Here is a 23,651-nt window from a genome sequence, read left to right on the forward strand (position 1 = left end):
ACTCCCGAGGACGATGGCACTCTTTTTTCACCAAACTTGTGCATAATTCAGGCTAAGCAAGTGCAGATCAACAAGTCTGTTGCCATATCCAGACATCTTCTTGAATAGCTTATGGTCTTTCGTAAACGGAATTCTCGGGAAGTCTATCTTGAGGAACTCCGCGTATTTAGTTCTGCAAGTTTCGGAATAAAGGATAGCGTAGATGTAATAGAAGATTTCTCCCGGGGAAGGTGCCTTCTTGAACACTCTAGCCAGTCCATCAACAAATGCAGGAGATAAATTCGACCTTCTCAACCCATAATCTCCCTCAGGTTCGAGAAGCATCATAACGCTTGTTGATGGACCCTTCTGAATCTTCTTCGCTATACGATAGAGGGGAAATACATAGCCCGTCTCTTTGGTTTTCGTTGAAACGAAGCACATATTTGTAACGCTGTCCGTCACAAAAGCATGCAGGAAGCTTGCGGTAGACAATTGCCTTGTAACACTCAGGCCAAGATTATCTTCGAAGAAGCTCATCATCAACTCCCATCGGTCACATCCCCTATCTATCAGATCGGGTAGATAACAAATCTCTCTTCGGTCGAACGGCCGATAAGAATATGATCTGACAAACTCTTTCCAATCAGTTTCTTTCACTCTCTCCCTTGCGATTCTTATCTTCCAATCCCTCGTATCTTTCAGGCTCAACGCTTGGCTAACCAAATCATCCGGTAAGTCGCTCACAAATGTTTGCATTCTCTGCCTAAGCTCGTCCTCCGTGAATCCAACTATGAAATGGTCCCTGTGTGTCTTCACTCCGCTGGAATAACTGTGAAATATTTCCGTAATCGATAGAAGCTCATCATAGTCAACTTGCAGTGAGAAATCTTTCTCAACAAAGAAATAGTAAGGTGCTGCAGGCTTCAACCTTTTCCATTCCGTTGTGCAGACATCGTGGCCCGTTAGATAGCGCCGTTTGATCTCTCGCAATCCATAAATGTCCCGGTAGAAAACCTCACATGTTTTCCCATGTTTTTCTTTCTTGATAAACAGAGCTATAGAAACGCCCTGCTGAATATCGAAGACATTCTCATCCTTGCTCCCATCGGGACACTTTTCACCAATGCGGCTGTTTCCGTGAAGGTTCAAGATGTATATCTCGTCAAAACTCTGGAGCAATTTCTTCCTCATTCCCCTATGAATCAATCCCGAAAGGTAGGAATTGTTTGTGATCATCCCGATGATGCCTTTTTTATCTCGATCAATCTTCCAATGCGCAAATCGGATAAACTTTATGTAGTCATCCGAAAGAGGCTGAATATTGGTCTCGTCTCTGACTGCGTCCTTATAGTCATCCATGATGCCTCTAACATATTCATTCAGCATCCGCAGTTTGCCCTTCTTGTCTCGACCTTTCTTTTTCTCAAGATAACCTTCGATGAATTTCGATTTGTTGACAGAACTCACCGAATACGGAGGGTTTCCCAGTATCACAAGTATGGGCTGTTCTCTCTTAACCTTTCCTGCCAGATGGCTTTCCTCAGACAAGGAAGCCATTCCTGGGAATTTCGTCTCTGGGAGTTCTTCCATCTCAAGAGTATTCGTAAGGTACAACTTCACCCTATCGTCCTTCTGCAACTTATAGCCTAGTTCTTCCAAAAGGAAGGACATCTTTAGATGACCGATTGCATACGGAGCCATCATCAATTCAAAGGCGTAGAAGTTTTTCAGGATATGGCCCTTTATGAAATTCCCTCTGCCGCCCTCTCCGTATTTGGATACAAACTCATCGACTGCGAGTTTCGCTGCCTCTGCCAAGAAGGTAAGTGTTCCTGCTGCGGGATCTAAAACCGTTACAGTGTTACTTGCAAAGCCGTCAGGTCTTTTGAACTGTTCTTTGAGGATGCTGTGCAATGAACGGACAATGTAGGAAACAACAGGTTCAGGCGTGTAATATACTCCCCTCATCTCCTGTGTCTTTGGATCGTATTCGGACAGGAACGTTTCATAGAAATGAATGACAGGATCTTTCCCCTTGCCCTCATGGAAATACTGATGGAGTATCTTGTTTGTATCGGCAACAGACAGAACCTCAGAGATATCGTCAATAATCCATTCCATCTGTTGAGGGAGTGGACCCAATGAAATAAACTGAAAAACATCCCTCAGGATGCCTATTGTTTGAGGGATATTGTCATAGGCGAGTTTCCTGTTGAATCCGTTCTCCGAACGCGTCCGCGCAGCGAATAATCCATATGTAATGGTCTGGGCATAGAGATCCGAAAACTCGTCTCCTGTAAGACCGCTTATGAGGTAATCCTTGAATGCCTTGTAAAAACCCGTGATAAGCCCTTTGCCTGCCTTTTCTTCTTCTCTCAGCTCCTGTGCTATGACCTCATCTTTCAGGAAGCGTGTTCTTCTGGCTAGTTCTACTGCGAGATGTCTTGCGTCATAGACGTTTGGCAATGAAAAGGAAAAGAACTTCTCAAACAGCTGTAGTAGTTCGGACTCCTTTTCAACGGGCGGCGTCATTTTCAGCTTGTGAAGTATTACAGGCCTGGCAGCAAGGACTTTCTCTGTGACCACTCCATTGCGATAAAGTCTAAACTCAAGGAAGTTGGTGAGTATCAGGTTGGGGAATGTGCAGAGGTATCTCTTTAACTGCTCGGTATCCTCTATTCTGTCGAGATTGTCGATGGTCGGGTCTTTAGCCTCTATGTAGCCCGTTATATGCTGTTTTCCGTCCCACACCCTGAAATCAGGGTTTCCTGCTTCGGTCTTCTTAGGAAGGATTGTGATGTGAATGTCTTTTTTGCCGGTCGAACTACAATATTCGCGAAGCAAATCAGCAAGCGTGGGATAGTAGCTCTCTTCCGTTGCGTCTCCGCGGTTACTGACTTCAGCTATTTTCTTCAGATACGCGTTAAGCACCGGTGATCACCATAGGATCTTCTCAGTATCCCTGGGCATAAGACCTGCCTGCCTCCTTGATCATCTGCCAAAACAAAAATTCATTGTACAGGACTATTCTGTCTCTCCAGAGGTCATCGTAGAATTCAGTCTTCTTCTTAATACCCTCTGCGAACTTCTCAGTTGAAGTACTTATTGGCCTGATCTCCAACAGAGGACTTACATCTATCTCGGCCTTCTTCAAGAGCGCGGTTACATCGCTGTCTTTTCCAGAAACAGCCACCAGGATGTCAACGTCGCTGGCCTTAGTCCACTCGCCCCTGGCCACCGAGCCGAAAAGAACCACTAACTGGATCCTCTTGTTTGACAGACTCACTACGTCCTCGGTGTATTTCTGCAGCAGTCGGGCTATGTTCTTATTCTTGCGGAAGAATTCGCGTTTCGTCTCAAGCTCAAGGTATTCAAACAGCTTCAAGAGGGACTCACTCTCCAGGCTAGGTTTGAAAAATACCATGTTGGATACCTCCCGCCTCTTAAACATATCCTCTTTTACAAAGAGACGGAGTGAGTTATCCACATTGTTCAACGAAACTTTGGACAAGCGTGCGATTTCCCTGAGATGTATTTCTTTGAAGGGATCTTTTGAGAAGACTCCAAGTATCTTTTTCCTTCTAATCGGTATCAGCATATCTTATCTCTTGTCCTATTATGTGGGACAACTGTCCCATATTTTGGTACAACTGCCGGGGCTTTGTCAACACAGCTTCTTACCGAGAAGCCCGAATGCCGTCGGAGGACGCCGTTGCTTCGGTCGCATTACGGAAACTGGATTCCTTGCAGCACAGGTGACAGGCGTCAGCGGATGCTCTGCAGGTGAAGATCGTGAACTCTGTTAGCACCTTTCCTTTCACGACACCAGTACTTTATTCGTCAACGATCCAACATTGCCGTCAATACCGCATGATGGCCGCTATGTGGTTATGTATGCTCAGCAAACCCTTGCCCATGAAATGGACCTCGCCGCCCTTGGCGATCACGGTTTCAATCAGTTCGTCTACGGCATCGTCCATAACGCCCGGCAGAGTGGAATCTGAAACCGGTTTGAGCTGATTCCGCTCACGGTCCAGCTCAGCCGGATACATGTAGTCCTCTTCCACCAGCAGAGTCGATATCCTGCCTTCATGGGCTGCCCTCCAGCACCCATCGATGCCCGAACTATATTTGTCGAGGCTGACTGCCGATTCCAGCTCGCTTAGTTTTTGCGACCGCACCTTGGTCAAACAACGCTCTATTATTGGACCGGCAAGCCTGGACAATTCACGGAGCGGCGTGTGGTCGTGGTTGCCGGTCAGGGTGCCTGCGATGGGGATGGCATGGTTGGCCACTTCATTGTAGTACGCGATGTGTCTTTCGACTCCGGCAAGGACCAGAGGATACGGCTCAGGGCCGGCGAGCTTCTTGAACGTTTTGCTCACTTCACGGAAGAAGAGTTTGTGCCTCTCGTCCAGGTAGGATGATCTGTCTATCCCGTAATCAATTGGCAGCGGCTCGGTTCCACCGGGTCCCTGGAAAACTGCCGGGAATCCGCCCTCTGCAACTTCGGCCAGGTAATCCCGGACGCCGCGAAAGAGCCGCGTCGATTTATCACTGAGTGCGATCAACCAGTACTGCGGCGAGCGATTGAAGGCAGAAACCAGATCCCGGGTTGCAAAGGTGCGATCAATGACCACCCTCTCTTTTACTGGAAACGGGAGGTAGTAGAGCTTCGAGAAATGGCTGTTTGCAAGAACAGCCAGCCCGTCGAGAGCATGGGCATAGTCGATTGATGCGGTCACGTTGTCCAACCTGTCCACCAGTGGTTGATATTCGCGTTTGGTGAACTCTTGAGAAAGCTTATCCACGGCCTGCTTCAATAGGTTTTTCATTCTGATCGGATCCTGCCGGTTGTCCGGCACCGTCCGGTGTGTCGGCAGCAGGATAGTGACCGAAGGATACTCCACCATTCCCTGCAGTTCCTTCAGCTCCGTACGGTTCACGATCAATTCTCCTTCAACTTGATTTCATTCACGTTTCCCCACGTGTCGAGGGACTTATCGAATTTGGCTGGGTCCCCCACCACAACGATAGCCAGCTCGTCCGGATGGAGATATTTCCTCGCCGCGCGCTTCATGTCTTGGACGGTTGCGGTTTCGTATGCCTTCAGGTCCAGTTCGGTCTGGTCAAGAGGAAGACCAAAAAACTTCAGGTACAAAGCCCGGTCCACAATGGAAGCAGGACTCTCGTACGAAAAGACATAACGGTTAAGCAGAGACTGGCGCGCACGCCCCAGCTCTTCCTCGGATGGCCCTTCTTCCTGCATTTTCTTTATCAGAGCCAGGATCGTGTTCACTGAACGGCTCATTGCCTCGGCCTTAGTCTGGGTGTATGCCGCAAATACTCCGACTCCTCGCGGCGCCGCACCGTACCGCGACCCGGCACTGTAGGCAAGTCCCTGTTCCACTCGTATTTTCTCGGTGATCCAGGACTTGAAACTGCCGCCCCCAAGTACGTAGTTCATCAAGGTCACGATTGGGCGGTCCGGATTCTGTTCAGTTATTCCCGGGTGGCCAATCATGATGTAGGCCTGGTTGATGTCTTTCCTCACCTGATTGACAGAGGATGAGATTCCCTCCCGCATCTGAGGAAAAGCCGATATCTCAGCAGGTCCCCCGCTCCAAGATTTGAAAACATCATTGAGCTTCTTCGTGATCTCGTCCTTGCGCACATCGCCGCTTATGCCGATGAGCCCGCCTGTGGGCACGCCGTAGGTTTTCCAGAAACGCTCCACGTCCTGCCGGGTCAGGCCTTGAATAGATTCCAAAGTCGGCTGCCACGTGGCGGGATGATCTCCGAAGAGCACCTTTCGAAATTCCCGCTCTCCAAGCGAGCGGGGCTCGTCATTCTCCCGCCGCACATTTTCGGCCATGGTCTTCTTCTTCAATGCAATCTTGGATTCAGGGAAGGCCGGGTGAAGAATTAGGTCGCTGACAAGCTCCAAACAGCGAGACAAGTCTTTTGTGAGGCAATTGATGTTGATGGCGACCCAGTCACTGTTAGCCCGCGTTTCGATCGACGCAGAACGAAATTCCAGTTCGGCATTCAGGCTGTCTGCCGGGATTGTCAGGCTTCCTCCGCTTCGAAGCGCCCAACCAGCCAGCTCATTGAGCCCTGATTTCTCCTTTGATTCAAAGGCGCACGGGAGACGCATCTGTATGTTCACAACCGGGATCTCGTGATCTTCCATCAGAAATCCGGAGAGCCCGCATGCCAGAGAAATCTTGTCAAGCTGAGGCTGCTTGAATTGCAGGGGAGGAACCTTGATGTCGCCAGGACGTTTTGGGAGAACCTGCGCAGCCGCGCCGGCTGCTATCAGAAAACAGCCAAGCGCAATCAGCAATAAGATATTCGCCTGATATCCTGTGTACCGTTTCATCGTCCGCCTCCCTCATCTTCGGATTTCTCTGCCCTCACGCGGTAGCCGACTGTGACATTCTCATGCGTGAGATACTTTTTGGCAACTCGCTGGACATCCGCCGGGGTCACGCCCAGAAGTTTCTCCCTATCAGAAAGGATTGCTCTCCAGTCCCCTCTGTTTGCAGCAGCGTCCCCAAGCCGGAAAGCCAGACCTGGATTGGAGCCCAGAGAGCGAATCAGATTTGCGTCCAATTGATTCTTGAGCCGCTCGAGTTCCCGCTGTGTCGGAGGTGATGCCTTGATGTTATCAATCTCCTTCCACAAAGCATCCTCAACCTCTTTCAGGGTGTGGGGCTCCTGCGGTTCCGCAGAGATGACAAACAGGTGATCGTAGCGCTCGCCTGGTCCCGTCCATACATTGGGTCCGCTGAGCGTGAGCTGCTGTTTCTCGAATATGGATTGGTAAAGCCGGGAAGTGCGGCCCCGTGCCAACACCTCCGCCAGCACTGTTAGGGCATAGGCGTCAGGGTGGGGAACTGTAGGAATATGAAAGCCCATCATCAGCTGCGGACCGGCATCTGCCTGCACAGTAAGCCTGCGTTCTCCCTTCTGCTCAGGTTCCTGGGTAATGACCTCGGGAGGCTTCGGCTGGGCCGGAAGCCGGGAGAAATATTTCTCTGCCAACGCTCGAGCTTCATCAAACTTGATATCTCCGACCAAAGCGGCAACTGCATTGGTTGGATTATAGTAACGCCGATACTGGGCCTCCATTTGAGTGCGATCGATGTGCCTAAGGTCGCTCATCCAGCCTACGACAGGAACGCCGTAAGGGTGAGCGGTAAAAGCAGTGGCCATGAAAGGCTCATAGAGTGCCTCATCCGGGTCGTTTTCCCCCAACCTGCGCTCCTCTTGCACAACATTGCGCTCTGAATAGAACTGGCGAAACACAATTGATCCAAGACGGTCGGATTCCATAAGCATCCACAGCTCAAGCTGGTTTGAGGGCAGATACACCAGGTAGGTGGTGTTGTCCTCGCCCGTTCCCGCATTCAGGACGCGGGCACCGGCACGCAGATAGGTGTCCCAGAATTCGTTTTGCACCAGGAGTCCAATGTGTTCCTTCTGAGTCGCCTCCAGCTCCCGCTCTGCATTCTTGAGCCCGTAGAATAATTTTGCATAGTTGACACCGCCTTCAGAAAGCAATGAGGGACGGGATGTAAGGCTATCCGGATAGGGATTCTTCAAGATTCCAAGAAGGTCGCCCAATTGAGCGAGGCGGTCTCCAAGCGCATCCACGGTCAAATGCTCTTCTCCCCTGGCCAACCCTTTTGTCTTGGGTTCTTTCTTTGGTTTTTGCGACTGAGCCGCGAGCGCGTCCAGTCCATACCGCTCCAGGACATCGAGCCGCCACGGCCTGATGCTGTCCTGCAGCGCCATCATCACGTGAGCCAGGCTGTCCTCTTTAGCCAGGAACGGCTTCTCCTTCCCATAATCCCTGGTGCCAATGTACTGAGTGCCTTTGAACATCATGTGCTCCAGAAAATGTGAGATGCCTGTTATTCCAGGCCGCTCATCCACGCTGCCCACTTTGAAAGTTATAGTGGCGAAAAATACCGGAGCGTTATGGCGCTCCACCACCAGGAACCTCATCCCATTTGACAGGGTGAATTCCTGCACTTTGTCGGCCAGCGTCTTGTCAGTCCACTGTGCCTGCGATGAGGATGCCAGGAAGACGGTGAAGAGAACCAGGAGAACTGTTGAGGAACGCAATGGTACCTCCTTGTTAGTGATGTACTCCAATGCAAACACATTGAATGCGATAACGCAAGAATGCTGGGTTTCTGCAAAGCCGGCAGTATCTGCGCCTTTTCATCACAGTTCGATGGTTTGGCCCGGCTCAGGAACCGTCACCGTGAATCCGCCCATGGAGCGCAGGGCATTGGCAAATGATAATGCAGATTGCTCTTCGCCGTGAACCACGAATGCCCCCTTGAGACTGTCTTTGACATGCCCCATCCATTCCAGAAGCTCGCTGCGATCGGCATGCGCGCTGAATCCATTTTCGACGTGGATTTTGGCCCGCACGCTGAATTCGTCGCCAAATATCTTTACCCTCTTTGCACCATCGATGAGGCGGCGGCCCAGCGTGTTCTCCGCTTGATACCCGACAAACAGAATTGTGCTCCGGTCGTCCTCAATGTTGTTCTTCAGGTGATGACGGATGCGCCCGGCTTCGCACATGCCGTTCCCGGCGATGATCACGCACGACCCGTGGATGCTGTTGATCTTCTTCGATTCATCAACGCTGCGAGTGTAGTGCAGGCCGCCAAAACCAAACGGATCGTGGTTCGAATGTACATAGGCCAGAACTTTTTCATTCAGGCATTCGGTGTGGAGGCGGAACACATCCGTTGCGTTAATCGCAAGCGGCGAATCAACGAACATAGGCACCGCAGGGACTTCTCCGGTCTCTCTTTTCAGGTGCAGCGTGTAAACCACTTCCTGCGCACGCTCAACGGCAAAAGAAGGGATAATCACCTTGCCCCCGCGCGCCACAGTCTTGGTGATGACACGTGCGATATCGTCCTGGCTCTGTTCCAGCGTGCCGTGTTCCCGGTCGCCGTAAGTGCTTTCTACAATCACGTAATCCAGATTGCGCGCGATTTCAGGGTCCCTCAGAAGCAGCGTCCCGGGCCTCCCCAGATCGCCGGTAAAGCCAAGGCGAACCGTCCGCCCATGCCCGTTTAGCTCAAGGACAATGATTGCGGAACCCAAAATGTGTCCGGCATCGAGCATCATCACGCGCGTATTGCCGAGGCAGAACCATTTGTCATATGCGCGGCCAACGAGGTGAGGAAGAGTACGCTCTGCATCCCGAACCGTGTACAGCGGCTCCACATCTGGCAAACCCCGCCGTGAAGTCTTCTGGTTGAGGTACTCGGCGTCCTGCTCCTGAATATGGGCGCTGTCTCGAAGCATCAGGGCAGCCAGATCGCGGGTCGCCATCGTGCAGTTCACTTCTCCCGCGAAACCGTTCTTGACCAGCGTTGGCAGGTTGCCCGAGTGATCGATGTGCGCGTGCGAGAGGATCGCAGAGGTCACACTTCTTGGATCAAAAGGAAGGTGGGAGTTCCGCTCAAACGCTTCTGCGCGATGCCCCTGATATAGTCCGCAGTCAAGCAGGATACGCTGTCCATCGGCCTCGACGAGATGCATCGAGCCGGTAGTCGTGCGTGCTGCACCGTAGAAGGTAAGTTTCATGTGCGTCCGAGTGCCTATGTTACCACAAATTGAAGGATATGCGCCAGTCGTGTGCAGCGAGACCTGCGGCCTTCATTAGCAGTGATGCGCTGCATAGCACAGTAGCCATGCAGCGCACCCTCGTGTAACTTCACTTCGCTCAGTTCTATCCGGCTACATCCGGTACCGTCTCTCCCCATATAAGCATGGCGCCGTTTGGGACCAGGGGCGTAACGGCATGTCAACGCGCAAGGAGAACCTTTGTCGAGCTCGACACGCCCTCGCCATCAAGCCTGGCGACATAGACGCCGGAACTCAGTCGCCTGCCGTTTGCGTCTGTTCCGCTCCACATGAGAACATTCGATCCCTTATCCAGTCTTCCCTTCGCAAGCACGAGAATCTTCCGGCCTGAAACGTCATACATAGAAACCTCGCCATCAATAGATCTCTCGAGCTCGAAACTGATGCTGATGACCGGATTGAACGGGTTGGGCCATGCCCGGATTTCTCCGAGAAGCGGAGGCCGGGATGAAGTCAAAGCTTCTGGCGCCTGAGGAGCAGCGGCTTCATATGCGTGCTCTTTCTCTTTGCCGGAAGGAAGGGCCGCAATGGTCGCTGTTGCGTACTCGATGGTGTATGCAAGATAGTCCGCCGAACATGAATAGCTGGAGGCTCTGGCGTCCGCAGTCACCCTCGCCCTAATCTCCCCGCTCGCAGACACGAAGTTGGACGGAGACGTCATTGTATAGGTACGGGTCACATCGGATGTGCCTACGCTTGCCTGGTCCACCTGTGTCCAGGAGCTTGAGGAGAAGTTGTAGAGGTGGAGCGTCTGGGTTCTGGACGTCGAATACTTTCCATCGTACGTAATTGTCAGCTTGGTCGGTGTCTCAGCGATCCCAGTTGAGCCGTACCAGTCTGTGTAGTATTTCTTCCCACTCTTGGCGGAGTTTACTCTCATGTAACTCGCATCATCGGCCGCAAGATTCAGGTAGCTCCCCGAGGCAATAGTCCCTATCAGCATCGTGGTGCTTGTCGGGTAGTAGGTCTTCGTCGCTATCCCGCCGCCGGAATTGTAGTACGTATCAGTGAACCCGCTACCCTTTACCGTGTAAGCTGCCCCAGCGCCAGGATCAGCTTCGACTATGATCGTGCCTCCTACCTTGTCCCAGCCGGAAACGGGAGAAGCTCCGGAACCGGTTTCGGTCCAATACGTCTTCACATTGTGATTATGCAGCCTGCTCAAAGCTTCCGATGTGGGATGCCCGTAGCTGTTGGTGCCGACGGAGATCACACCTACTTCAGCGGTGATCGCAGTCAGCCAGTTGTCAATCGATGAAGTGGCGGAACCATGGTGATGGACCTTATACACCTCTACGTCTCCGACTTCGGGCCCGACCGTGGTCTCAACGTCGTTACTGGAACCTCCCGTCAGGTCACCTCCCATCACTTCATCGAAATTGCCGTAGGTAACCTTGAGGACCACGCTCTTTGAGTTCTCGTCCGAGCCGGTGGGCGAATAAACGCCGGCACCGTTCAAATCAACACACTTGATATAGACAGGATTGGCAGAACCTGCATCAAGTGTGATGGTCTGATTCTTTGTCATCGTCTGTCTCTTGCTGCCCAATGCATTCACGTAGTCCGTATAGGTTTGGCTGGAATAGGAATAACCCCTGTCATATCCAGCGATGTTCAGCACAACACCGGCAGCAGTAAGGTCGTCGAGACATCCGATGTGGTCGGCGTGGTAGTGCGATGCAAAGTTATAGTCGAAGTTCGTGACGCCCAGACCCGTGATGTAGTTCACGAACAATGGGCAGTTCGTATACGTGCCGTCATCGACTATTGCCAGTTGCCCCTGGGGGCTGATGATCAGGATTCCGTCTCCCTGGGCGACATCAATGTGATGAATCTGAAGCTTGCCGTTTCCCAGCGCAGCCAACACGCACTGGGCAGGCAGGACCAACAAAGCAAGAACGAAGACAGCCGCAAAGAATTTTCTGTTTAGAGATAGAGATCTTCTTTCCCACATAACCTTCCTCCCTCCACTAGCCATTCTGCACCGAATTGCCCGGGACCTCCCCCCACCGCACTAGCCTGATTCAAACTAGACCAGATCACATTGAGTGTAGGAGCTTACTTCCTGACAAAAGGCGAGAATTTTCTGATTCGAGGTCGTGCCGGACCGGCCAGCGTCCAAGGCAACTTGTATCGCTGGGGATTGTGGATGTCAATAGGCAAGAAAAGCGCAGGAGGGATAGGCTCAGATTTTGTCCTTGTAAGATGTGCGCGTTTTTCCCAAAATCATTGCTATGGGGACCGACAGGAGATTTGGAACCGTAGTGCTGATAGCCATAAACATTGCTATTTTTGCCTCGGCGATTGGAATTGTATTCAATGTTATCAGTCCTTCCGGCATTGAAATCAAGGTGAAGCCGGCCGTGAAAATTACGGCAACTTCGTACATCCCCGTAGAAACACCCTCGGCTCCTGGGCTCACGAAGACGGTGCCATCAGAAGCCGAGTCCATAAAGGCAGCACCACCGAAAATTGCGGTGCCAAAGGCAGCAAGTCCGGGCACTGCGAAAGAGCGTACAGTCAACGAAGATGCCGGCAGTCAGCCTGAAAAGACTGTTGCGGCACCCGCTGCCGGGACACCGGGAGAATCTCCTGGCGCAGTTAGGGCTCCTGAAACCAAAGTCCGGACTCAACCCGAGGCAATAAAGGAGAACATTGACATACGCAAGACGAAAGAACTGTTCGATGCAGGCAACGCGATATTTCTCGACGCAAGACCTGAGTTCGAATACTTGGAGGGTCACATCAAAGGAGCGCTTTCTCTTTCTGACAGCAGGTTTGACTATCAGTACGGCTTGATCAGAAACAAGATACGGAAGGACGATACTCTCGTGGTCTATTGCCGCGATGCCGAGTGTGATCTGAGCGACCTAGTTGCAGACAGATTGAACAAGCTTGGATACACCAGAATATATGTTCTCAAAGACGGCTGGTATGGCTGGGCTGATGCCGGATACCCCGTTGAAGGAGGAAGAATAAGATGATCCAGGGCGAAAACAGGGAGCATAACATGACAAGTGCGCCTACCGCCGGATCCGGTTTCTGCGGGAACCTCAGAAAATTCTCGTCGAATCACAAAGTCCTTTTTGTCATGAGGATAATTGTGGGCGTGATTTTCATCCTTGCGAGCGTTTACAAAGTCGGCAATCCGGATCATTTCAGGGCAGTCGTGGCAGAATACAGATTAATGCCGGAGCAGCTTGTCCCGCTAGTGGCAGTCACTCTGCCCTGGGTTGAGTTCATATGCGGGGTCATGCTGATACTCGGCGTGTATTCAAGGAGCAATGCCCTCATCGTTGTCGGAGTTCTGTGTGTTTATATCGCCGGGATGACGATCAATCTAAGCAGGGGATTGGTTCACGACTGCGGCTGCTTTGATTTTTTCAATGAAGAAATCGGGATTGGCACAATCGTGAGAGATCTGGTGTTCCTGATTCTGGCCATCCCGATTCTGCTCTATGACAGGAATTCTCTGCTGAAGAAAACATAGAGCGGCTTCCTGAGCCCACCCGAATTGGCCGAGTGGAACGGTCACGTCTGTTCTGAAGAAGATGCAAAACTTCTCCACACCGCTTCAAGAATTTGCACAACACCCCGGGGCTCACGCTTGAGCAGCGACTGGGTTACTCAACTTACCGAGGCCCTGAATTTCAACTTCGACTACGTCACCCGGCTTCAAGGGTCCAACCCCTGCCGGTGTTCCTGTGAAGATCAAATCGCCTGCCTCCAGCGTCATCACTGATGAGATGAAGGCAACCAATGTGTCAACTTTGAAAATCATCTCGCGGGTGGAAGCCTTCTGCCGCACCGCGCCGTTCACCGTACATGCAATCAGGGCATCCGACGGATCGAACTCAGTGTCAATCCACGGGCCGAATGGACAGAAGGTGTCAAAGCTCTTTGCCCGGGTCCACTGGCCGTCGCTGCGCTGGAGGTCGCGTGCCGTGGCATCATTCCCAATGGTGTAGCCAAGGATGTAACCTCGGGCCTCACCGGCGGCAATATGGCGGCCGCGCCTCCCGATAACTACCACAAGCTCGGCTTCATGTTCGACCTGCTGGGATTGAGGTGGGAGGACAATCTTGTCGCCGGGGTTGATGATGGACGATGGTGGCTTCATGAAGATGAGCGGCACTTTTGGGACATCGCTGCCGTGCTCCCTGGCGTGCTCGGCGTAGTTACGCCCGAGGCAGATGATCTTACCTGGCTCCGCAGGAGCAAGCAGACGGACACTGCCAACCGGAACACCGGGCCCCATACGCCGATAGTCACCGAATATACTCCCCTCGATGGGCTTGATTTCACCTTCCATAATCAAGCCGCAGCGCGGGGCCTCATCCTTGATCTGGTAGCGGACAATGCGCATGTTTCTCCTTGGTACCGGGATATGAACAGATCATAACCCGCTGTATTCAACTTTTCAAGATCATACGGGCAAGAAATCGCTTCTGCTTCGCGGAGAGAAATGATACTATTCAGCCGCATTTCTGACAAGTTGCGGGTCGAGTGGGACTTTGGGAGAAAGGAGAAATTGGCTGTGGCAAAACACAGGATTGCGTGGCTCCCCGGCGACGGAGTAGGGATTGAGGTACTGGAAGCTGCAAAAATCGTGCTGGACAAACTTCACCTCGACGCTGAGTACGTACACGGCGATATCGGCTGGGAATTCTGGCGCACCGAAGGCGATGCTTTTCCGCAGCGCACAATTGATCTTCTCAAGACCGTGAAGGCCGCGATGTTTGGAGCCATTACATCTAAACCGGTGAAGGCAGCCGAAGCAGAACTCGTTCCGGAACTGAGGGGGAAGCAATTGGTTTATCGCTCACCGATTGTTCGTATGCGTCAGCTTTTCGATCTCTACATTTGCCTGCGGCCATGCAAAGCATATCCGGGCAGTCCGCTGAACTACAAGGAAGGCATCGATCTCGTCGTGTTCAGAGAGAACACGGAAGACCTGTACGCGGGTGTTGAATTTGCCCCGGTGCCTGCAGAGTTATCGGGTATGCTCGCGAAATTATCCAAACCTTTCGCGGCTTTCAAAGATTTGCCCGGCGATGCATATGCGATATCCTGCAAGATAAATACCCGCAAGGGATCAGAGCGCATTATCAGGGCGGCCTTCGATTTTGCCAGAAAGTTCGGACGCAAGAAGGTCACTATTGTTCACAAGGCAAATGTCGTCAGGGCAACCGACGGCCTGTTCCTTGAGACGGCAAAGGAAGTTGCGAAAGATTTCCCTGATGTTCAGATGGATGATGCCAACATTGATGCGATGACGATGTGGCTACTGAAGGACCCGTTTAACTATGACGTGCTCGCTGCGCCCAATCTTTATGGAGATGTCATTTCCGACCTCTGTGCCCAATTGGTTGGAGGTCTCGGGTTCGGCTGCTCAGGAAATATCGGGAAGAATCTCGCGGTATTTGAACCTTCACACGGTTCAGCTCCCAAGTATTCCGGCCAGTACAAGGTCAATCCGATTGCGACCATTCTTGCCGCAAAAATGATGCTGGATTGGCTGGGAGAGAACGACAAGGCTGCAAGACTAGAAACCGCCGTTGCTGCAGTAATCAAGGAAGGCAAAGTACGGACATACGATATGGGCGGCTCAGCCAAGACACTTGATATGGCGAATGCAATAGCTGCAAAGCTCTGACAGTCTCCTTCAAAGCACGGGATATCATGAACAAGATCGTTATTCATGAAGTTGGGCTTCGGGACGGCCTGCAGATGGAGAAGCAAATAGTCCCGATGGAGAAGAAGATTCAATGGATTCACGGCTTGATGGATGCCGGGGTTGACATCATTCAGGTCGGGTCCTTCGTTCATCCTGAAAAAGTGCCGCAGATGTCGGACACTGATAAGTTGTTCGTCGAGCTTGCGAAAAACAAAACCGGCAAAGCGATTCTCTCGGGTCTGGTACTAAATGAAAAAGGTCTTGAGCGGGGATTCAATTGCGGTGTCGAGATGTTCTGCATGGGTGTCTCCGCAAGCGAGACCCACAGCAGGAAGAACACGGGCATGAGCATCGCCGAGGCAACTGAACGCATTATCGCTATGGCAAAACAGGTGGAAACTGCTGGAAAGCAGGTGCAGGTTTCTGTCCAGTCGGCTTTTGGGTGTGGATATGAGGGATTCGTGCCGCATGAGCGGGTCCTCGGCATCATCCGGAAGTATCTTGATGCCGGGTTGAAGAGAATAAGTCTTGCGGACACTGCCGGTCATGCAACGCCCGATCAGGTCGAGAAGCTGCATGAATCGGTCTTCGGACTCGACGGCACCGTTCAGTGCGCGTGCCATTTTCATAATACGTATGGGATGGGAATGGTCAACACGTACGCCGCGATGAAAGCGGGCGTGCAGAATCATGAATCATCGATTGCCGGGCTGGGCGGCTGCCCGTTCACGAAGATTGCCGGCGGCAACGTGTGCACGGAAGATTTGGTTCACATGCTCCACAGAATGAATATTCGCAAAGACATCAACCTTGAAAAGCTGATACGGCTGGCGCAGGATGTGGCGGATTTCTTTGCAAGGGAGATGCCCGGTATTGTCTATAAAACCGGGCCGATTGAAATTGTCCAAAAATCGCACTAAGGAAATTCGACTGCCATGAAACTTCTATCCGGAATCCGTGTTCTTGACCTGACAAATGTTTTGTCCGGCCCCTTTGCATCATTGCATCTGGCACTTCTCGGAGCAGAAGTAATCAAGATTGAGAATCCGACTGATGGAGACCTGGCACGGAAGCTTGGCTGCGTCCCTGAATATAACCGTATGCTGATGGGAACGAGTTTCCTTGCACAAAACGCCAACAAGAAATCTGCCACCCTGAACCTGAAAGACCCGCAGGGCAAGGAAGTTTTCAAGCGGCTTGTGAAGACTGCCGACGTTGTGGTCGAGAATTTCAGGCCTGATGTGATGGCTCGTCTGGGACTTTCGTACAAGGCGCTCAGCGAAATCAATCCCCGGCTCATCTTTTGTGCAATCTCCGGGTTTGGCGCAGACGGGCCCGATGCCATGAAACCCGCGTATGATCAGATCATCCAGGGATTGAGCGGTGAGATGGCGATAAATGGCGATGAAAGATTGAACCCGCTGCGTGCCGGCTTTCCGGTATGTGACACTGTCGGCGGATTGAATGCCGCATTCGCAATCATGGCCGCGCTCTATCATCGAGAGAAAACGGGGGAAGGACAGTTTATCGATGTTGCGCTCCTCGACTCGATAATGCCGCTCATGGGTTGGGTTGCGGCGAATCTTCTGATCGGGGGCCAGCAGCCTATCCTGATGGGGAATGACAACTTTACCGCGGCGCCTTCCGGAGTCTTCAGGACCAAAGACGGTTACATCAACATTGCAGCCAACAAGCAGGAGCAATGGGAATCGGTTGCGGACGCGCTCGGTGTGCCCGAACTTAAGACAGACCCCCGCTTCCAGGAGAGAGACAATAGAAAAAAGAACCGCAAAGAGCTTACGCCGCTGCTTGAAGTCAAGTTGACGCAGCGGGAAACAGATTACTGGGTTAGTGAGCTGAACAAGAACGATGTCCCGGCTGGCGCCATCCTGAGTCTGGAAGCCGCATTGAATCAGGAGCAAGTCAAACATCGTGAAGCAATCAAGTCAGTTCACTGCGTAGGCATTGGCGATGTGAAGCTCTTTAATCTTACGGCGAAGTTCGGCAAGACTCCCGGCGGTATTGATACGCCGCCGCCGAGACTCTCCGAACATACTGAAGAAGTGCTCAAAGGCATTGGGTACACCGACGACGATATTAGGAGGTTTCGCGATAGCAAAGTCATTTGAAAGAGACTCCGCAGTGCGGGACCGGAGATTCCGGGCAACGGACCACCGCCGAAAACGTAACGAATAGGAGATGCCGAAGAACATGGGAATGACACTTGTCGAGAAGTTGCTGGCAAAAGCAACGAAGCAGCCGGTTGTGAAACCTGGTGATGTTCTGGAGCCGGGAGTTGACCTTGCGATGTCGCACGAGAATGCGGCCCTGGTAATCAACCAATTCGTTGAAATCTACAAAGGCACTGGAATCGAGCCCAAAGTGTGGGCCCCATCGAAGATTGCCATCATCTTCGACCACCGTGTGCCTGCCGAAAGCTCCAAGACTGCCACTAACCAGAAAAAGATACGCGACTTTGTAGGGAAGCAAGGCATCACAAAGTTCCACGATATCCGTGGCGATGCTGGCGGAATTTGCCATCAGATTCTGGTTGAGAACGGTTACGTAGTCCCTGGCTTGATTGTTGTCGGAACCGATAGTCACACCACAAGTCATGGCGCGCTCGGTGCTTTTGCCTTCGGCATTGGTGCAACGGAAATGGCGAGCGTGTGGACGCTTGGGTCGGTTCTTAACGTTGAGGTTCCGGGCACAATAAAGGTGAACGCCAACGGAAAACTCCCTCTTCACGTCTATCCGAAAGATCTGATTCTATATCTGATTGGGAAACTGACCGCCGAGGGAGCAAACTTCATGGTGCTGGAGTTTCATGGCGATACGATAAAGAAGATGAGCACCTCCGGGCGGCTAACGCTCTCAAATATGTCGGTGGAATCCGGCGCAACATCCGGGCTCATCCCGCCGGACGAGGAAACGCTCCGTTACCTCAAAGAGGAAGCCGGTGTCAATTTCAGGGGCGAGTTGATGAAACCTGATTCCGATGCAAAGTACGATCGTGTGATCGAAGTTGATGCATCAAATCTTGTCCCGCAGATAGCGTGTCCCAATGCCGTTGATAATGTGAAACCAATCACTGATGTGCTGAACGTGAAGTTGAACCAGATTGTCATCGGCTCGTGCACAAACGGCCGCCTGGATGACCTGGAATCAGCCGCAAAGATATTGAAGGGAAAGAAAATCTCCAAAGATGTCCGCATGCTGGTCTTTCCGGCGACGTGGAGAATCTACAAGGAGGCGCTCAGGCGCGGCTACCTGGCTGACTTGATGGATGCTGGCGCTGTCATCATGAATCCGAATTGCGGCTGCTGCCTCGGCGTTCATCAGGGAGCTCTCGCAGACGGCGATGTTGCACTTTCCACAACTAACAGAAACTTCAAAGGCAGGATGGGCAATCCAAATTCCGAGGTCTATCTTTGCTCAGCGGCAGTTGCCGCCGCCAGCGCCATTTCCGGCGTCATTACTGATCCAAGAGGAGTGAAGTAACATGCCTGGTCACACATCAAAAGTCGCTGCAGTACTCGCGGACAATATATCCACTGACATCATCTATCCAGGCCGTTTCATGGCAACTGTGCTTCCAACCGAAACGCCTCAATATGCATTTGCCGACAATGCTGAATTGAACAAGCGGCTGAAGAACAAGGAAATCCCGCCAAACAGCGTAGTCGTTGCCGGCGCCAATTTCGGCTGCGGTTCATCCCGTGAGCAGGCAGCTTCAACGCTCAAGGGGTATGAGCTGGTAATCGTGGCCAGAGGATTCGCCAGGATATTCTTTCAGAATGCTGTCAACCTCGGCTTACGGACGATTGTGTGCCCGGCGATCGAAGCATCAGAGGGAGATAAGCTGGAAATCCTGCCGGACAAAATCGTGAACGCAACAAAAGGAAAATCATTCCCGACTGAGCCATTGCCGAAAGCCCGGCAGGCTATTGTCGATGCCGGCGGATTGATCCCATTTACCAGAAAGCGGCTGCTAGAAAAGTCTTCCAAGCACTAAAGCGATCCCTGCTGCACTTGAGTCATGCAGATGGAGGAAGCTCCGGCTCAGGTATTGAATGAGCCAGAACCATCCCCTCAGCAGGCGCCGTCGTATTTCTTGCGGATGGTGAAAAAATTGCGACAAGCGCCATACCGCTGCAACTCGTCGTCAGACCCAAGTCCATGTGTTCACTCCGACCTACGTGTACATACCTCTCACTCGCCCCCAACTCGTCCGTTTCACTCTCGCCTTGACCCTGATAGCAATTTCGCTAGGACTCATAGCAAAGCCAATTCTTCAGCTCGTTCTCGATTTCCCAATAGCTGGATCTTCTGATGTGAAATTCTACGTGCCTGGCATCCTCATGCCCCTGGAAGTCATCGGCGGGATTCTGATGCTCTTCATCACCATGCATCTGGCAAAAGCTATCGCGAGGCTGCACGGCACCATGGCCAAGGCGATGTTTGTGACAGGTTGAGCCTGGAAGAAACCAACCAGTTTGCGCCAATTCACGCGCGCCACATACCAGGCTCAATATCCTCAGACGGTCGTCACCCGAGCATTGGAGACGCGCCGCCCGGCTGCTCTTACCGGAGAGATCCACGAATATCATGACTGCACCTCACCTGCCGTTGCCCGTCCTACTTCACGCCCAGCTCCTTGAGCACGTTCTGGGCGTTGTCCACGAGGTCGGCCACAAAGAGCACGTAGCGGATATCGACGCTGATGGCGCGAGTGAGTTCGTCTTGAAATTTGAAATCGCTGCTCAGCGCCTCGTAGTTTCCGTCAAAGAGGCACCCGACCAGCTCACCCTTTGAATTGAGAAGGGGACTCCCCGAGTTCCCGTTCGTTGAATCATTCGTCGTCAGCAAATCAACAGGCACGCTGCCGACGTCGGGAGAAGCGTAAGAGCCGTAGCTTCTGGCTGCGGCCAATTCCAGAATCTTCTTAGGGCAATCGAATGGCTCCTCACCTGTGTCTTTCTCCGCCACTCCGTTCACGGTAGTGAAAGGATGATAATAGACAGCATCTTTCGGAGCGTAGCCCTCAACGCGCCCATAGTTGATGCGCATTGTGCCATTGCCGTCAGCATAGAGATCGGTCTTCGTTCCTTTGGCAAGTATCTCCATCCACTGGACATCGAGCAGGTCGCGAGAAGACGAGAAAATCTTTCCCCTCTCGATTCTCTTCTCGTTCTCATCGTAGAGCTTGGCAGCGAGGTTTATGAATGAATCCCCTTCTTTCAGAAGCTTGGCGTGCGACAGATTGAACATCCTCATGCGTTCGTCGGTCTTATCAAGTTTTGTATTGCCATACACGTTGTCCAGAAACTTCTCAATCGCCTTTTCGGATTCTCCTGCGCTCTTGATTCCGAGCACTTCATCCACAACGGCGATCCGCTGCCCATCGGGAAGATTGGCCGATTCCTGGAGGAACATCTTGAAGAGCTCCCGGTCGCTCCGAGGGTGGAACCCTCTCTGGAACAGAGTCAACCACATCTTGAGATCCGGGATTTGGCGGTCTGCGAACTCCGGATCGCGATCAATATCCTTCTTTACCTTTTCCACGCTCCATTTGTAAATCTGCGTGGCCTGGCGAAGCAAAGGTGACCGTTCAACCATGTATCCGAGAATGAGGTCCTTCATTTCGTATTTCGACTTCTCTTCATACAAAGACTTGTAGCCGTCGAGGACCCTGCGGCACTTTTCCAGGGTCTTCGGGTCATCCCGGAGGTCGGCAAGAAGCTTCTTCTCCCCGTCCCTCTGCTGCTGAACAAGCTGAAACTTCTTAACCCCTTCCAGCATCCCTCCTTCTTTCTTGAGGTAGTTGTCGATTCCTTTCAGCCGGCTTGCGTTCGCAACTGCAGCGACGGGGTCGGTTTTGCCCTGTTCCCCGAGAAGATCTGACATCTCTTTCTGCAATCTTATGCTCTGGGGATACTGAAATTGCTCGATATTTCCGAGCGCATACGAAGTCAGATAACGATCGGTCCAGGCAGGGAAACCGACGATCATGGCAAAATCTCCGTCGCAGAGCCCCTGCGGCGCAATCTTGAGAAAACTCTTCGGCTTGTAGGGGACATTTTGCTCTGAGTATTCAGCAGTCTTTCCACTTGGGGCAACGTATGCCCGGAGAAAAGAGAAGTCCCCTGCATGCCGCGGCCATATCCAGTTATCTATTTCGCCCCCGTACTCACCAATTGACCTGGATGGGACATACACAACACGGACATCCTTGATTTTGAGTGATGTGTAGAGCAGGTATCTTGATCCGCCGGAGAACTTATTGACCTCGCAGTAAACATCTCTGCCTTTTTCTGCATCCCTGATAATCTCTTTTGTTTTACGCTCGATTGCATTGTAGCGCTCAAGGGGAGACATGCCGGGTTTGACTGCCGAGAGAATCTTTGAGGTGACATCCTCGACAGATTGCGAAACGTAGGCAATATAGCCGAGTGCTGGCACCTCTTCTTCCCGTGATTTGGCAAGAAATCCCTGTGTTATGTAATTCTTTTCAGGAGTGCTCATCCGCTGCACGGCGCCGAACGCAACGTGATGGTTGGTGAGAATCAAACCTTCAGACGACACAAAAGAACCGGTAGCGCCGACCCTTACCACTGCATTTGCTACCCCAGTTCCCTGGCTATTGTAGATTCGATCTTTGGTGAGCTGACATCCTCTAAGCTGCATGTCCCGCCAGACTCCATCCGGTATCTCCTGGGGAAGCCACATGCCTTCACCGGCGCAAGCGACTGAGAAACAGGCCGCGGCGGTAAGAACAGCAACGCAACAAAATCCGACAATCAGCCGGAACGACGGCCTCTTTCTCATCCGGAACATATTTTTCATGCTATCCTCCCTCGCGACAGGTTTCCCAGAGCAAAGATCGGGCAAGTGTCTCACCGAGACTATCAGGTCTTCTCCAAGCGCCGCTCAATTTCCTTTAGGTCGATCTCCCTTATAACCTCTGAAAACCATCTGGCTGCAACCGGGTATTTCTCTTTGAGGTCATTCTCATCCTTCACGAAATAGAGCTCTTTCAATCTCCTTACAATGTCAGCCGGCAGGTCGTAGTGAATGTAGCGCGTCTTGAAATCATGATGCACCGGCTTGTGCTTGATTCGCAGCGCCTCGACCAGCGAGTCAAGTACTAACGCCCGGTACAAGTCCAGAGCTTCGATCCAGTTTTTTCTGTTTATCTCCTTCGGGATGAAGCACTCGAATGTTTCGAAACGCTTCTGGATTCTTTCGAGTCTCGATTTCAGGATGCCCAGTAGCCTCTCTTTGTCCAGAGAACAACTTCTGACTGCACCGTTCTTGTTGAAGGAGAAGCTGGCCTTACCGTGGATTTCGGACTCCAGGAACTTGTTTTCGCTGCTGTGTCTTATGACTGCCAGGTCAATCAATAGGAACTTGCTTGTTCCCGCCAACCGGTAGAATGCCTGTGCGTAGCCCTGGGCCGGCGTCGTGGGGACTTCGTATTTGAGCTCAATCGGAGACAGTGATTCCAGAGCTCTTTCAACCGCCGGGAATACTTCCTGGATTCGCTCGTCTTCGGCATCCACGTACAGATCAATATCCGACCACTCGTCGAAACGGCCGTAGCCAATGGCTCCTCCCTCCCACATCGCATACACATAGTCAAGACGTTCCAATGCCTCGGCGAGTTTCGCAAGAATCTGTTCGCGGCCAGGGCTTTCCTCAGTTCCCATGGGGTAACCAGCCATCCAGACGTACGCTGCATTTTTCAGGATCTATGAACATGGACAAAGAGAATATCACAATTTCCCATCGGCTGTGTAGAGCGGAATCTCGGGGAGAAAGGACATCGCCGCGTTTGTCCGGGCACGGTGATCCTCACCATAACCCGCTCGCCGCATTTCTCACAGTCCCTCCTCCAGTTGCATAAGTCCCAGGCATCCCCCGCAGAAATCGTTTGATTTTGGCCCGAAATGTGGCGTAGATTCTGTTCCTGCTATGCTCCCGAGTGTGCGAGAATGTACGAAGGAACGCCGGAGAATCCCCATGACCAAGCAAATCTTCCTTGATAACGGAGCAACGTCTTTCCCAAAGCCCGAAGAAGTCTATACATTCATGGACCATTTCTACCGCAATTACGGCGTAAATCCTGGCCGCTCAGGCTACGACCTCTGTATGGAGAGCGGGGAGCTGGTTGAGAAGACGCGGAAAGAACTGACAGAATTCTTCAACGGAAAAGACCCAAATCGACTCTGCTTCTGCTATAACTCGACTGATGTGTTGAACGTCAATTGTTTTTCCCGTTGGCGACAATTAGAATTCCCGTTTTTTC

19 protein-coding genes are annotated in these 23,651 nt (G+C 52.0%); 9 read left to right on the forward strand and 10 right to left on the reverse strand.

The features are described from left to right. Positions 1 to 27: 27 nt before the first annotated feature. The 7 genes from QME66_08815 to QME66_08845 form a co-directional block, all read right to left on the reverse strand. Positions 28 to 2,913: an N-6 DNA methylase gene (locus QME66_08815; protein MDI6809065.1), complete on the reverse strand. Its 2,886-nt coding sequence runs from the start codon at positions 2,911 to 2,913 to the stop codon at positions 28 to 30. Between the two features lie 22 nt (positions 2,914 to 2,935). Next, positions 2,936 to 3,580: a nucleotidyltransferase domain-containing protein gene (locus QME66_08820; GenBank protein ID MDI6809066.1), complete on the reverse strand. Its 645-nt coding sequence runs from the start codon at positions 3,578 to 3,580 to the stop codon at positions 2,936 to 2,938. A gap of 262 nt (positions 3,581 to 3,842) precedes the next feature. Next, complete coding sequence (locus QME66_08825; GenBank protein ID MDI6809067.1) at positions 3,843 to 4,928, reverse strand: hypothetical protein; 1,086 nt, start codon at positions 4,926 to 4,928, stop codon at positions 3,843 to 3,845. A 2-nt stretch (positions 4,929 to 4,930) separates the two neighbouring features. Next, the gene (locus QME66_08830) at positions 4,931 to 6,364 is read right to left on the reverse strand and encodes a pitrilysin family protein (protein MDI6809068.1); all 1,434 of its coding nucleotides are present in this window, start codon (positions 6,362 to 6,364) and stop codon (positions 4,931 to 4,933) included. After that, entirely contained in the window at positions 6,361 to 8,115 is a 1,755-nt protein-coding gene (locus tag QME66_08835; GenBank protein ID MDI6809069.1) for a pitrilysin family protein, read from the reverse strand. Before QME66_08835 ends, QME66_08830 begins: the two co-directional genes overlap by 4 nt. A gap of 102 nt (positions 8,116 to 8,217) precedes the next feature. Next, on the reverse strand, positions 8,218 to 9,606 hold the full coding sequence (locus tag QME66_08840; protein MDI6809070.1) for an MBL fold metallo-hydrolase: 1,389 nt from the start codon (positions 9,604 to 9,606) through the stop codon (positions 8,218 to 8,220). Positions 9,607 to 9,826: 220 nt separating this feature from the next. After that, the gene (locus QME66_08845) at positions 9,827 to 11,620 is read right to left on the reverse strand and encodes a T9SS type A sorting domain-containing protein (protein MDI6809071.1); all 1,794 of its coding nucleotides are present in this window, start codon (positions 11,618 to 11,620) and stop codon (positions 9,827 to 9,829) included. A 310-nt stretch (positions 11,621 to 11,930) separates the two neighbouring features. Here QME66_08845 and QME66_08850 point away from each other — a divergent pair, with 310 nt between their 5' ends. Next, positions 11,931 to 12,650, forward strand: a complete 720-nt coding sequence (locus tag QME66_08850) for a rhodanese-like domain-containing protein (GenBank protein ID MDI6809072.1) — start codon at positions 11,931 to 11,933, stop codon at positions 12,648 to 12,650. Beyond that, on the forward strand, positions 12,647 to 13,156 hold the full coding sequence (locus QME66_08855) for a MauE/DoxX family redox-associated membrane protein (GenBank protein MDI6809073.1): 510 nt from the start codon (positions 12,647 to 12,649) through the stop codon (positions 13,154 to 13,156). Before QME66_08850 ends, QME66_08855 begins: the two co-directional genes overlap by 4 nt. Before the next feature lie 111 nt (positions 13,157 to 13,267). On the opposite strand, the gene QME66_08860 is transcribed toward QME66_08855, so the two are convergent. Continuing rightward, positions 13,268 to 14,032, reverse strand: a complete 765-nt coding sequence (locus QME66_08860; protein ID MDI6809074.1) for a fumarylacetoacetate hydrolase family protein — start codon at positions 14,030 to 14,032, stop codon at positions 13,268 to 13,270. Between the two features lie 171 nt (positions 14,033 to 14,203). Here QME66_08860 and QME66_08865 point away from each other — a divergent pair, with 171 nt between their 5' ends. The 6 genes from QME66_08865 (at position 14,204) to QME66_08890 (ending at position 19,818) form a co-directional block, all read left to right on the forward strand. After that, the gene (locus QME66_08865) at positions 14,204 to 15,322 is read left to right on the forward strand and encodes an isocitrate/isopropylmalate dehydrogenase family protein (GenBank protein MDI6809075.1); all 1,119 of its coding nucleotides are present in this window, start codon (positions 14,204 to 14,206) and stop codon (positions 15,320 to 15,322) included. A gap of 26 nt (positions 15,323 to 15,348) precedes the next feature. Next, positions 15,349 to 16,263: a hydroxymethylglutaryl-CoA lyase gene (locus QME66_08870; protein ID MDI6809076.1), complete on the forward strand. Its 915-nt coding sequence runs from the start codon at positions 15,349 to 15,351 to the stop codon at positions 16,261 to 16,263. Between the two features lie 15 nt (positions 16,264 to 16,278). Continuing rightward, the gene (locus QME66_08875; protein MDI6809077.1) at positions 16,279 to 17,472 is read left to right on the forward strand and encodes a CoA transferase; all 1,194 of its coding nucleotides are present in this window, start codon (positions 16,279 to 16,281) and stop codon (positions 17,470 to 17,472) included. 82 nt (positions 17,473 to 17,554) lie between these two features. After that, a complete protein-coding gene (locus QME66_08880; GenBank protein MDI6809078.1) occupies positions 17,555 to 18,844 on the forward strand; it encodes a 3-isopropylmalate dehydratase large subunit in 1,290 nt (429 codons plus the stop codon). Between the two features lies 1 nt (position 18,845). Then, complete coding sequence (gene leuD, locus QME66_08885; GenBank protein MDI6809079.1) at positions 18,846 to 19,358, forward strand: 3-isopropylmalate dehydratase small subunit; 513 nt, start codon at positions 18,846 to 18,848, stop codon at positions 19,356 to 19,358. Positions 19,359 to 19,524: 166 nt separating this feature from the next. Further along, positions 19,525 to 19,818, forward strand: coding sequence for a hypothetical protein (locus QME66_08890; GenBank protein ID MDI6809080.1), 294 nt, complete (start codon positions 19,525 to 19,527; stop codon positions 19,816 to 19,818). 163 nt (positions 19,819 to 19,981) lie between these two features. Here QME66_08890 and QME66_08895 read toward each other — a convergent pair whose 3' ends face one another. Both QME66_08895 and QME66_08900 read right to left on the reverse strand, forming a co-directional pair. Then, entirely contained in the window at positions 19,982 to 22,189 is a 2,208-nt protein-coding gene (locus QME66_08895) for a S46 family peptidase (GenBank protein ID MDI6809081.1), read from the reverse strand. Positions 22,190 to 22,251: 62 nt separating this feature from the next. Continuing rightward, positions 22,252 to 23,052 carry a hypothetical protein gene (locus tag QME66_08900; GenBank protein ID MDI6809082.1) on the reverse strand — a complete coding sequence of 267 codons (801 nt, stop codon included), beginning with the start codon at positions 23,050 to 23,052 and terminating at the stop codon, positions 22,252 to 22,254. A gap of 313 nt (positions 23,053 to 23,365) precedes the next feature. Here QME66_08900 and QME66_08905 point away from each other — a divergent pair. Beyond that, a partial coding sequence (locus tag QME66_08905; protein ID MDI6809083.1) for an aminotransferase class V-fold PLP-dependent enzyme occupies positions 23,366 to 23,651 on the forward strand: 286 nt, incomplete at its 3' end.

This window comes from Candidatus Eisenbacteria bacterium (genome assembly GCA_030017955.1).
In the GTDB taxonomy this organism is placed as follows: Bacteria; Eisenbacteria; RBG-16-71-46; order JASEGR01; family JASEGR01; genus JASEGR01.